Source organism: Paenibacillus sedimenti (assembly GCF_014534655.1).
GTDB classification, from domain to species: domain Bacteria; phylum Bacillota; class Bacilli; order Paenibacillales; family NBRC-103111; genus Paenibacillus_E; species Paenibacillus_E sedimenti.
This window is the reverse complement of the sequence record NZ_JACVVD010000003.1, coordinates 1-12709: the sequence shown is the minus strand read 5'-3', so window position 1 is coordinate 12709 and position 12709 is coordinate 1. Positions and strand designations below refer to the sequence as shown.

Genomic DNA, 12709 nt, shown 5'->3' with positions numbered 1-12709 from the left:
ATGGAAGATCATTGGATCACCAGTGCAGGGATCGATATAGGTACGAGCACAACCAAAATGATCGTAAGCCGGCTGAAGCTATCGCGCACATCCAGCGCCATCAGTCTTCCTCGATTTGAAATTGTAGAACGGGAGCTTCTCTATGCAAGCCCGATTTACAGCACGCCATTGAAAAGCGGGGACGAAGTAGACGCGGAACGGATTGGAGAAATGCTTAAGCTTGAGTACGGACGTGCAGGTGTCCGCCCTTCGGAATTGAAATCGGGAGCCGTGATTATTACCGGAGAGACCGCGAACAAGAAAAATGCGAGCCAAATCCTGCATCTGCTTGCCGAGCAGTCCGGGGATTTCGTCGTTGCGACAGCGGGCGCAGACTTGGAAGGCTTACTCGCCGGTAGGGGTGCCGGTGCGGAGCAGCGCTCGATGCAAACCCGAGGAGCGGTCGCCAATATCGATATTGGCGGAGGAACGGCGAACGCTGCATTTTTTAGGCGGGGGAAGCCGGTTGGGACTATTACGTTCCATGTCGGAGGCAGGTTGATTCAGCTTGACGGAGGTGGAGCGATTGCGGCTGTTTCACCTTCAATCCGTCCGTGGCTTCAGGCTAGCGGCTACCGGCTCCATGTTGGGCAAGTAGTCAGCTACGAGCTGCTGCGGGAAATATGTACCCGGATGAGTCGGGACATGCTCGATTATTTAGCGGGAGGTGATGCTGGCTGCAGGCTGGGAGCACTTCAAGAACTTATCGTCGGTGATCCGCTAACATCGGTTCCGCCGATAGAAGAATGGATGGTTTCCGGAGGGATAGGCCAACTGATGGAAGAGGCAGGGCCTGCTAATTTGGCGGCAACTTCTATCCATGGCGATATTGGCCCATTGCTTGCCAGCATGATAAAGGAAGCCTTTTCGAGGTATCCTATCAAGTTAGTGCAGCCGGATCAGACCGGAAGGGCGACGGTGATTGGTGCGGGGATGCAGAGTACGGAAATCAGCGGTGCAACCGTCCATTTGGACGCATCACTGCTTCCGATCCGCAACTTGCCTGTGTTGAAGCTGCAGTTGACACAAGCTATCGTTGAAGATCCTATCAAGCTTTCCGATGCGATGACATCGATCATGCAAACCGGTGCAAGCCTGTATGAACATGACGCGTCTCCGCCGTTTGCTTTGGCGTTATCCGGTGTTGCGAACGTTACCTATGCGTCGCTTCAGTCCATAGCCGACATACTTTCCGAAAGCTTCACCCGCTATTTTCCGGGAAGCCTGATCCTGGTAGTGATTTGCGAGAACGATATTGCCAAAGCGCTGGGTCAGTCGCTGGAAAAGCGCTGCGTTGGGCGCCCGAAAGTCATAAGTATCGACCAAATCAAGGTGGAGTATGGCGATTACATCGACCTGGGGAAGCCGATCTCGGGTGTAATGATTCCCGTCGTCGTCAAAACACTGGCCTTTCACAACAAAAGTGAAGGAGGAAAGCATCGTTGAATCTGAAAACCGTTTTACTTGGAAAAACGTTTCAATTTCGTGATTTGAAAGAAGTGATGGCCAAAGCGAACGAAGAAAAATCGGGCGACCAATTGGCCGGAATCGCTGCTGAAGATGCCAAAGAGCGGATGGCTGCCAAGCTGGTACTGGCAGATCTCACGCTTGCGGATATCCGTAATCACCCGCTCCTCCCTCCGGAAACGGATGAAGTGTCCAGGATCATTGAGGAGGCGGTCAATGAAAAAATCTACGCCGAAGTCGGCAATTGGACCGTCGCCGAGCTGCGGGAATACTTGCTCCGGCAGGATACGGGAAACCGCGAAATCCGCCGGATCAGCCGTGGATTAAACAGCGAGATGGTTGCCGGCGCAGCCAAATTGATGAGCAATCTCGATCTGGTTCAGGCGGCATCGAAGATTGAGGTGATTTCCCATTGCAATATTACAATTGGGCAAAAAGGCGTTCTCGCCGGCCGTGCTCAGCCGAATCACCCGACCGATAGCATTCAGGGGATGAAAGCTTCTTTATTTGAGGCATTAAGCTATGGGATTGGGGATGCCGTACTTGGTATTAATCCCGTCATAGACTCGGCGGATAGTGTCAAGCAAATTTTGAAAGCCACCAAGGAAGTGATGGAGAAATGGAGTATTCCAACTCAAAATTGTGTTCTAGCCCATATTAAAACACAGATGAAAGCAATACGCCAAGGTGCTCCTGCGGATATGGTCTTTCAAAGCTTGGCAGGGACGGAAGTCGGCAATAAAGCATTCGGCATTGACGCGACTTTGCTTGATGAAGCGGACGATCTGATTCGGCGAGATGGTACAGGTACGGGACCGAACTTGTGGTATTTTGAAACCGGGCAGGGGTCCGAATTGTCGGCTGAAGCCCACCATGGGATCGATCAAGTCACGCTCGAATCACGATGCTATGGACTTGCAAAGAAATATAAGCCGTTTATTGTGAATACGGTCGTAGGCTTCATTGGACCTGAGTATTTATACGACAGCAGACAAGTGATTCGCGCAGGTTTGGAGGATCATTTTATGGGCAAATTGCAGCAGCTGCCGATGGGAGTCGATGTTTGTTACACCAATCATATGAAAGCAGATCAGAATGATATGGACAACTTGGCCGTGATGCTCGCAGCCGCAGGCGTCAACTACATCATTGGCGTGCCGATGGCCGACGATTGCATGCTGAATTATCAGTCCACCAGCTACCACGACATCGCTACACTACGTGAGATGATGGGACTAAGGCCTGCTCCGGACTTCGAAAACTGGTTGGTGAAAATGGGCCTCATGGAGAACGGCAGATTGACGCCGCTTGCCGGGGATCCGACATTATTCATGTAAATTGGCGAAGGGAGAGATACCTGTATGGACCGGACCATTCCATTGGATCGGCTTGTCGATAGCGTGATGGCGGAGCTGGAGAAGAGGCTCTTAACAGCCGATGCTGCAGGCGCTGCCGATAGTCCCGCGATAGGCAACGGCATGTTAGAAAATACGCTGGATGTTCCGATAGAGGTCAATGGCGTGACGGTAGCCGAAGAATCTGATCTTACTGGAGTCATTGACGATGGTGCGCTGAATGTTCCAAATCCCAAATGGGAAGAGGGGATGCAAGAACTGCTCGCGAGCACCCCGGCTCGAATCGGCGTATGGCGTACAGGAACAAGACCACTGACCAAGGAGATGCTGAAATTCCGCTGCGATCATGCTGCCGCCGTCGATTCCATCTACGGAAATGTAAGCCAGACGCTTTTGGATGATTTCAGTTTATTTACCGTGGAAACGCGATATGAAAACACGGAGAATTATTTAAAACGTCCGGATATGGGCCGAATTGTGGCGGCAGAGGGCATTGAGAAGATACGTAAAAACTGCAAAATGAACCCCCAGGTACAGATCGTCATCTCTGACGGATTAAGCGCCAACGCGATCGATACCAATCTGCGTGATGTTTATCCGTCATTAATGGACTCGCTCCGTGCTCATGGACTATCCGTAGGCACACCGTTTTTTGTGCGCGGAGGCCGAGTTGCGGTGATGGATCATATTGGCGAGATCCTGCAGCCAGACGTATTCGTGCTGCTTATTGGGGAAAGGCCGGGACTGGTATCCTCCCAATCCATGAGTGCATACATGTGCTATCGCCCCCGCAAAGGCACGGTGGAAAGCGAGAGAACCGTGATTTCCAATATTCACCTGCGGGGGACGCCACCCGTCGAGGCTGGTGCGCACATCGGTACCCTACTCCAAAAGATGCTGGAACAAAAAGCGAGCGGCGTCAATTTGGACATATGAACGTCTGATTCGCGAGATTAAATGAAGGAGGTGGTAGGATGAGCCTGGTGATCGGTATCATATTGGTTGTAGTAACTTGTTCGTTTGCATGGTGGATTGTACGAATTGCGGGAAGAAACGTACAGAATTTCGACGAAAGCAAGCATGAAAGCTTTCTCGGCAAGTAACCCGGCGGTCGATTCAGCGAATGCTTACGAAGTTAGTTTTTCTAACGAAAAACTCAGATTATGCTTACGATGCAAGTTTTGCTAAAGCAAAACTCAGAGAATGCTTACGAAGTTAGTTTTTCTTACGAAAAACTCAGATTATGCTTACGATGCAAGTTTTGCTAAAGCAAAACTCAGAGAATGCTTACGAAGTTAGTTTTTCTTACGAAAAACTTTTAGGAGGTTTAACATGAGCACACATGCTAACCACCACGATAAAGATAAGCAGGATTTGAACAAGTTTGGTTACGCGCAAGAGCTGCTGCGAAGCATGGGAGGCTTCTCCAACTTCGCCATCTCGTTCTCGATCATTTCGATCCTCACCGGAGCAGTTTCTCTTTACGGTCATGGGTTAACCTACGGTGGCGCCGGTATGATGGGCTTTGGCTGGCCGATTGTCGCACTGTTCGTCATGTTCATCGCAGCTGCGATGGCTGAGCTCGCTTCGGCAATCCCTACGGCCGGTGCGCTTTATCACTGGGCCGCCATTCTGAAGAATAAGCGGTGGGGCTGGTACACAGCGTGGATCAACCTGATCGGGCAAATCGGGATCGTCGCCGGCATCGATTATTCAGTCGCCCTGTTTGCCGACCCGCTGCTCGCCAGCGTTTTCGGTTACGAGTCCAGCAATACGACCGTGCTGATCGCTTTTACAGTCATCTTGCTTACCCACGGAATTTTAAACCATATCGGCATCCGTATCGTCGCCAAGCTCAACGACTTTTCAGCGTGGTACCATATCGCTATCGTTGCTGTGTTGGTTGTTTCCCTTGCCTTTTTTACAAAAGGGGGCTTAAACAGCGTCGATTATTTGTTCAAGGTGGGGGAGACGTTCTCCGATAAACCTTATATGCTCGCTTTCCTCATCGGACTTCTGCAGGCGCAATGGACGTTCACGGGATACGACGCTTCCGCACATACCATCGAAGAAACGATCAACCCGCGCGTTCGTGCACCTTGGGGTATTTTTACTTCCGTCGCTTATTCCTTCGTCATCGGCTTCATCATGCTTGCTTTTGTCACTCTATCGATCAAAGATGCCTCCGCAGCGACCGGCTCGGGCAACGCCTTTATCTACGTCATCAGCCAGGCGCTCGGTGGTACGTTCGGTTCCGTTATCCTCTGGCTCGTCACAGCTGCCATGTGGTTCTGCGGCCTCGCTTCGATCACTTCCTTTTCACGGATGATGTATGCCTTCTCGCGTGACAAAGGGATGCCATTCAGCAGCCAATGGGCACAGATCTCCAAAAAATTCCGCACACCCGCCAAAGCCATCTGGCTGGCTATCATCCTATCATTCCTGCTCGCCTTCATCGATTACATCATCAAAACATTCAATCCGGATGCGACCTATACGACAATCGCCTTCCTAACTGCCGTGAGCGTAGTAGGGCTATACGTCGCATATGGAATTCCCATCCTGCTCAAGTTGATCGCCAAATCGCAAGGGAAATTCCAGGATAAACATCTCGGCCCATGGAACCTTGGCAAATACAGCGATTTTATCTCCGTTGTGTCACTGATATGGATTGTCTTCATTTGCATCATCATGGTCATTCCGCCGAATCAAATGGCGGGCTACGCCTTGGGCGGCATGCTGATTCTTTTGATCATTATGGATTTAACCTACTACAAAAAGCATTTCCCCGGTCCTCAGGCTGCTTTGAATACATCGATGGATGAAATATTGCGCAGGGAAAAGGAGTTGGAGCGTGCATCAGCTGCAGGTGGGGATTCTTCGCAGAAGGTGAAGTTATAGTGGCTGAAAAGTGGTTTTTTTGAAGGATTATCGTATAATCTGTCGTATAATGTATACGAGTAAACAAATAAATATTTGCCGAAAGCATCGGAGACAACTGTATCAAGTAGGTTGTCTCCTTTTTGTTTTCATGGAAAATGGAGGGAATCATGAAGTTAAAAGCGAATTTCAATAGCTTAACCATTACAGTCTATTTAGGAGAACATGATGAACTTCTAATTGAAATGCCCAAAGTTCCAGCGTGGGTCGAATTAATACGAAAAGTACCCAGGAGAAAATGGGACTACAATCAGAAAAGGTGGATGATACCTCGAGACATACAATCGGTTGCAATTTTTTGTACTCTATTCCAAAATGTTGCTATTCAAATTGCGAACACAATTTTGTATAACGAATTCCCCATCTTACATAGGTTGAAAAGCAGATTTGAACTAGATGCTTTGACCCGTCTGAAGGAGATGCTAAAACGAAAGGGTTATAGTGAAAAGACAACAAAAGCATACTTGGGTCATGCCGAACGACTTTTGTTACAATTAGTGGTTCCATTTGAATCCATCACTTCACAACATATTCATAGCTACGTAATGCATTTGCTGGAGCAACAACACTCTCATTCCTATATCAGCCAAGCCATAAGTGCACTTCGTTTTTGGATCTGTGAAGTCGAGGGAAGACGAGATTTCCCGAATAATTGGATTCGACCTAAGATTCAAAAAAAGCTTCCTTCCGTTCTTTCTCAGCATGAAGTCATGCTAATTTTACAAACGGTTACGAACTTGAAACATCAAGTGATTCTTACACTTATATATTCAGCTGGTCTCCGAGTAGGTGAAGTCGTGAAATTGAGAAAGAAGGATATTGATCCATACCGCAAAGTTATTCACATTCGACAAGGTAAGGGAAAGAAAGACAGATACACTGTTCTTTCACGTGTAGCTTACGAACTGCTTACTCAGTACCAAGCGCAAGAACAAATTGTTGATTACCTTTTTCCTGGCGAAGAAGGACAGTCAAAGCCAATAACTGAACGCAGCGTTCAATACGTGTTTGAAAGGGCTAAACGAACCACCGGTATTACAAAACCAGCCACTGTTCACACTCTGCGTCATTCATTTGCGACTCATCTATTGGAAGCTGGAACCGACCTTCGCTACATCCAAGAACTGCTTGGACACGCAAGCCCCAAAACAACCGAGATTTATACGCATGTTAGCATTAAGGATGTCAGTCGTATCAAAAGTCCTCTAGATCAGATTACAGAAGAGGGGCTACCACATAAACCATACTAGCTAGATAAACAACTTCGTCTATGACACGATTATCACCAGATAAACGAACTTCGTCTAAAGAACCGTGAAAAGCTTTAATGCGAATTCGCAGATTAAACTTTAGGTGAAATCCCTGCAAGATACCTGGAGGAACAAAATGAAACATCTAAATTACTTACAAACAAGACCTTCTAGTCGCTATGATGACAATGATCCTGAACAAGAAGGAAATAAAAATACTAAATTTGCTGATTTGATAATTGACGATAGATCACTTTATCAAATGCTTAAAAAGTATGATATGGTTCCGTCCCTCGGTTGGGGTAGTGAGGAGCATCAAAAACAAATGATTGATTATTTTTTATTGAATCAAATGCACACATATTTATTCTACAGATATCCAATACTAGTTTGTCCTTGGTGTGGAGATGAAGATTGTGGTTTTATTTCAGTATTTATAGAGAGAGAAGAAGATCTAGTAATATGGAGGGATTTTAAACTAGAGCCTGATAATAAATCTATTAATATAGGACCTTTTTATTTTAAGTGGGAAGATTACAAAAGTGCGATAAACAATACATATGGAACTGCAGGAATTCAATAAATTATGATCAGTTGTTCGAAGAAGGCAGGGACTTCACCTAACATCGTATTCACGCGGCGGGCCTAACGGCCCTTGGTCTGCAGAGGCTTTTCAAGGAAGCGAAATCAGCAGACAACCCTGCACTGGCTAAGTCCGTCGGACCCGGCAGCTTACGCTGCCTTAAGCCAGTGAGGGTTCGTGAATACACACAACGTTATCTGAAACCGGCTAAACAACGAATACACACAGCGAAGGAATCTGTGTCTGTATACTTTTACAAAGGAGTATGAACTGAGATGAAAGAAAAACAAAGAAGCAAATGGGAAAAATTAAGAGCTAAAGGCAAGAAGAATTTTATTATTTTCAATGGCGTTATTGGATGGGGTGTACCAACAGCAATATTGTTTACTTTCTTAATGTCATTTATGGAAAATTACTCGATAAGATTTAATCAAGATTTTTTCGAATTGCTCATAATATCAATAGTATTATTCCCTATTGGAGGGATACTTTTTGGTCTGTGGGTTTGGGGTTGGACAGAAAAACTTTATAGGAAACATATTGGAACTAAATAGAAGAGCATTAATGGAAGTAACTCAAAGAAGAGCCGGCATCAGATAACAATGTGTTCACGCATCGGGGCATACGCCCCTCGGTCGCCAGAAGTTTTTGACAGAGAAGCGGAATCAGGCGACACATTCACCTAACCGCATCTCGGCCGGCCGAGATCGTGCTAGTCGCACGACTCGTGCAGCTTAAGGTGAATGGACGTCGTGAACACGGAACCGTTATGCGCAATTACTGTAATTAACTGAAAAGGGTAATCATATTAGTTATTGTTTGTTAAGCTTTTAAATCTTTCTTTTAATTTTAATCTCAGGTCGGATTCGGTCTCCCATTGTATGAATCTGTGTCCGGATAAATCAAAATGTATGTGTTCTCCTTTTTTTATGGTAAGTATAACTTCTTTTCCTAAAGCATGGGCGAAACCGGCTTCATAATATGTATTTGGTCTTTCACCCGATAAATCTGCAATTACATATTTACTGCTTGAGATATTGTCAATTATTTGGTCTGTAATTTTTCCGGAATCTTGTAATTTATCTACTCGAATAGGAGTTAAATTAAATTCTCTAACAATTGGTTCAATAACACCATCGTATGCAGAATCTAATATTGAATCTCCAAACTTCATTATAACAAATACATTATCTTGGATTTCGGAAAATTTTCTTTGGATATCAGATTTAGAATGTATATGTAATTTATGCTTATATTCATTTAATATCTCTTTTGTACAATTATTTTTTTGAAATTCATTAGCTTTTATTTTATCAATTAGTTTAGCTTCTCCTTCAGAAACTAGTTTTTCATCAGAATTGTATATTGTTATAGAATAAGCGCTTTTTAAATTAACTATTTTCCCTTCATTTCCAGCCGAAACAATGTGGCCATTTACAAAAGGTATAAGAAGTTTGTCTACTAATGTTTCTTTTGTAATATTTGATGTGCATAGATCTTGGCTGTCATTACTATATTTTACTAGAGCGTGATAAAACATAAAATCCGTCCCCCTACCAAATCAAGTATTTTCTATAATATTACAATAGTATAAATAAATCGACAATTATTGATTGCTGGTTCGGTCCATAAAGAAATAATAAAGACAATTGTAAGTAAACCAAAGATGACAGTAACAGCGCATAACACCGTGTTCCCGCTGCGGGGCTGACGCGCCTTGGTCTGCCCGAGGCATTTCGAGGAAGCGGATTCAAGCAGACAACCCTGCATCACCTAACCGCATCGCGGCCAGTCGCTACGCTCCTTTAAGATGATGAGGGTTCGTGAATACAACAACGTTATACGAAAGAACCTAAATTCAATTAAACCACTATTACCTAGGGGGACGTTTCAAGATGATGAAGAAACCTCAACTCATTCTTGATATGGCTGGTGTCATAATAACAAATCTATCTCCATCTTTTTGGGAAGAAATCGCTACAACTGCAGACATCTCATATAACGACTTAAAAACATTATTTAAGAATGAAGTGCGAGATCATCTATGGACTGGAGTGATAAGTGAAGAAGAGTTTTGGACATGGCTCCACAATCACTTCCCAATCCTCGAAGTGAGATATACTCGTCCTTTAATTAACAAACATTTAGTTCCATTACCTGCGATTGAACAAATTTCAAAATGGAGTGATAAAGCAGATATTCATTTACTCAGTAACCATCGTAATGAATGGTTGGCCCCCTTATTAAATCCAATATCGAAATATCTTAAGAGTATCACTATTTCCAGTGAGGTTGGTAATTGTAAACCTGATCCTAAAATTTATCAATTAGTACAGGAGAAAATAGTACATCGTACAACATCGATTATTTATGTAGACGATCAACAGAAAAATTTGATACCAGCGGAAGAACTTGGATGGGAAACCGTGTTCGCTGATCAGGAAGGTAAATGGGTAACAGAAATAACAAACAGATTAAACCTTATTAAAGAAGAACATTAGTGGGCAATATCGAGGAAGAGTTTCCTTTGTATAACAACGTTTTCCCACTGCGGCTCCTACGGAGCCTTGGTCTGCATGAGGAATTTCGGGGAAGTATATTCAGCAGACACACCTGCACCGACTAACCGCGTCGCGGCCGCCCCTGCGGGGCTTAAGTCGGTGAGGCGTCGGGAACACAACAACGTTAAGCGAAATTTCCGGAGAACATTTAAATACAAAGCCAAATACCTATAGGAGTGAAATTATAATGCACGATGAACTAATTGATTTGGTTATTGATGATTCTGTTATTAATTCCAATGATGTGTTTAAGATAATAGAACCACTTTGGTGGAGTGTTAGTATTTATGAAGGTGAAGATCAATATAATAAAGACTTATCTCGTTTCTCTAGTCCACAACAGTATATTTTTGCGATTCAATGGTATCTATCTGAAGTGAATAACGGGGGACATTATCAATTCTATGACAACTCTACTGGTATCGTTTGGCAAGAAGCGATGAACGGGTTTAAAGAAATTAATTTAATTGAATTTTATGATTTAATAAAGGAATCAACTATCAGACTTGGTGGAAATCCATCGAAAGATAGAGATGAAAGACAAGGGAAATTAGAAGAATATGAACCTGATTTCGAAGATTTAGATACTAAGTTATATGAACTTGAAGATAATCTTGAAATATATTTAATGGATTATATCAGGAGTAATCGAAGTGATTTCTATTTTTCGGGGAAAGTTGCGGTACCAAAGGAATTTAGATAACTGCTAATTATGCAGGCAACTCGAAGAAGTCGGAAACTTCGCTTAACACCGTATTTACGCTGCGGGCCTAGCGGCCCTTGGTCTGCCCGAGGCATTTCGGGGAAGAGTGGTCAGGCAGACAACCCTGCACTGGCTAAGTCCGTCGGACCCGGGGCTAGCGCCCCTTAAGCCAGTGAGGGTTCGTGAATACATAGAACGATATGTGAAATTGCTGGAAAACAATATTAAAAAGGGGTCGTTAAATGCCAACAATATGGAACAAAGAAAAAAACGTTTTTCTGTCTATTGATCTATTAAATAATGCTAAGGTTGATATTCAAGTTGATAGACCTGATTTTATGAATTGGGTTCCTTTCAAATTTACTTTAGATCTATATAACGAAACATATTACTTACCAATTAATGAATACTCTCCAACATTCAATGTATGGGAAATTGAAAAAATAATAAACGGGTTGGAAGAAATTATTTATGCAATGAATACCAATACACTTGATAACCCAAACGAGGATCGCTTCAAACCATTTGAACATTTTTGTAGTGAGGTATACTTTGAGATCAAAGTTTTTGAAACACTTGAAACTGACTTAATTAATATAGAGATATGGCTTACTATGGCAGAATTCACTAATGGTGATATAAGCGATTATAATAAAGGTTTTAGATTTATTGTTCACTTAAAAGTATTAGAAGAATTTCTCAATGGACTAAAAAAACAATATAAATTAATTCGGAATGAGCATATTTGATGGTATATTCAGGAAGCCAGCAACTTCACATAACACCGTTTTCCCGCGGCGGATCGCAAGCGATCCTTGGTCTGCAGAGGGATTTCTAGGAAGCGGATTCAGCAGACAACCCTGCACTGCCTAACCGCATCGCGGCCGGTCCTATTGGACCTTAAGGCAGTGAGGGTTCGGGAACATAACAACGTTAGCAGAAATTACCGAATATACTTATAAATCAAATTAACCATATAAAATAATAAAAAAACATAACAGAATTTAGAAACCTTCAAATAATACAATTACATTAATTAGGAGCTACTTATGGACAGAACCGATGAATTGTTAGAAAAATACGGTTTAGTACCAGAAACAGAATACTTAGAAGTAATACGTAAGTTATTAATAGATGAGATAGAGAACAATAATAGCGAAGACAACGAATACTTAAAAACATTATGCATTAAATTATTTTCACTTGGTAATGTAGAAGATACATATCTAATCTGGAGAGCGAAAAATAAGAATTTTGATACCGGTTGTTACATTGACATTCAATTACTTTGTGGAGCTGGAATTGAAGAAACTAAGAAATACTTAAGTAATGATTTATCTAATGATGCATTTGATGAGTTGTCTTACATAGAGAATGGCGTGATATCTGGTGACTTCAATGATTTTTCACGAGCGAAGATAATTAAATTTTATAAGGAATACTATGGAATAGAATAACAATAGACTTTAATTGTCGATTCGAAGAGGTCGGTAACTTCTGCTAACACCGTATTCACGCTGCGGGGCTGACGCCCCTTGGTTGCCAGGGAGGATTTTCGAGGAAGCCGATTCAGGTGACAACCCTGCACCACCTAACCGCATCGCGGCCGGACCTAACGGTCATTAAGGTGGTGAGGCTTCGTGAATACAACAACGTTATAAGCAATTACTGCAATATACTATAGAAGTTGGGAGACTAGTTATAATGCTACATAGAAACTAGACAGCAAAAAAGGAGTTTCTTAGTTGTATGTCATCCAAGAGAAGGAAGTTCACACCTGATGAAAAAGCACGTATTGTACTGGAAATTTT

Annotated in this window: 13 protein-coding genes; 12 read left to right on the top strand and 1 reads right to left on the bottom strand. The window is 43.3% G+C overall.

Going from position 1 to position 12709, the window contains the following annotated elements; translation table 11 throughout:
• From ICC18_RS08665 to ICC18_RS08635, 8 genes are all read left to right on the top strand, one after another.
• On the top strand, positions 1-1485 hold the full coding sequence (locus tag ICC18_RS08665; protein WP_188174012.1) for an ethanolamine ammonia-lyase reactivating factor EutA: 1485 nt from the start codon (positions 1-3) through the stop codon (positions 1483-1485).
• Positions 1482-2843, top strand: coding sequence for an ethanolamine ammonia-lyase subunit EutB (locus ICC18_RS08660; protein ID WP_188174011.1), 1362 nt, complete (start codon positions 1482-1484; stop codon positions 2841-2843). The genes ICC18_RS08665 and ICC18_RS08660 overlap by 4 nt, the downstream gene beginning before the upstream one ends.
• 24 nt (positions 2844-2867) lie before the next feature.
• Complete coding sequence (gene eutC, locus ICC18_RS08655) at positions 2868-3797, top strand: ethanolamine ammonia-lyase subunit EutC (RefSeq protein WP_188174010.1); 930 nt, start codon at positions 2868-2870, stop codon at positions 3795-3797.
• A 38-nt stretch (positions 3798-3835) separates the two neighbouring features.
• A complete protein-coding gene (locus ICC18_RS34285; RefSeq protein WP_262495849.1) occupies positions 3836-3964 on the top strand; it encodes a hypothetical protein in 129 nt (42 codons plus the stop codon).
• Positions 3965-4193: 229 nt separating this feature from the next.
• Positions 4194-5762 (top strand): amino acid permease, encoded by a 1569-nt coding sequence (locus ICC18_RS08650; protein ID WP_188174009.1) that lies wholly within the window; start codon positions 4194-4196, stop codon positions 5760-5762.
• Positions 5763-5911: 149 nt separating this feature from the next.
• Positions 5912-7051, top strand: coding sequence for a tyrosine-type recombinase/integrase (locus ICC18_RS08645; RefSeq protein ID WP_223192451.1), 1140 nt, complete (start codon positions 5912-5914; stop codon positions 7049-7051).
• A gap of 136 nt (positions 7052-7187) precedes the next feature.
• Entirely contained in the window at positions 7188-7634 is a 447-nt protein-coding gene (locus ICC18_RS08640; RefSeq protein ID WP_188174008.1) for an oxidoreductase, read from the top strand.
• Positions 7635-7909: 275 nt separating this feature from the next.
• Entirely contained in the window at positions 7910-8188 is a 279-nt protein-coding gene (locus ICC18_RS08635) for a hypothetical protein (protein ID WP_188174007.1), read from the top strand.
• A gap of 254 nt (positions 8189-8442) precedes the next feature.
• Here ICC18_RS08635 and ICC18_RS08630 read toward each other — a convergent pair whose 3' ends face one another.
• The gene (locus tag ICC18_RS08630; RefSeq protein ID WP_188174006.1) at positions 8443-9174 is read right to left on the bottom strand and encodes a TIR domain-containing protein; all 732 of its coding nucleotides are present in this window, start codon (positions 9172-9174) and stop codon (positions 8443-8445) included.
• A gap of 355 nt (positions 9175-9529) precedes the next feature.
• On the opposite strand from ICC18_RS08630, the gene ICC18_RS08625 reads away from it, so the two are divergent.
• From ICC18_RS08625 to ICC18_RS08610, 4 genes are all read left to right on the top strand, one after another.
• Entirely contained in the window at positions 9530-10135 is a 606-nt protein-coding gene (locus ICC18_RS08625; RefSeq protein WP_188174005.1) for an HAD family hydrolase, read from the top strand.
• A 247-nt stretch (positions 10136-10382) separates the two neighbouring features.
• Positions 10383-10898: a DMP19 family protein gene (locus ICC18_RS08620; protein ID WP_188174004.1), complete on the top strand. Its 516-nt coding sequence runs from the start codon at positions 10383-10385 to the stop codon at positions 10896-10898.
• Between the two features lie 242 nt (positions 10899-11140).
• Entirely contained in the window at positions 11141-11647 is a 507-nt protein-coding gene (locus tag ICC18_RS08615) for a WapI family immunity protein (protein ID WP_188174003.1), read from the top strand.
• A 300-nt stretch (positions 11648-11947) separates the two neighbouring features.
• Positions 11948-12355 carry a hypothetical protein gene (locus tag ICC18_RS08610; RefSeq protein ID WP_188174002.1) on the top strand — a complete coding sequence of 136 codons (408 nt, stop codon included), beginning with the start codon at positions 11948-11950 and terminating at the stop codon, positions 12353-12355.
• The last annotated feature ends 354 nt before the right edge of the window (positions 12356-12709 follow it).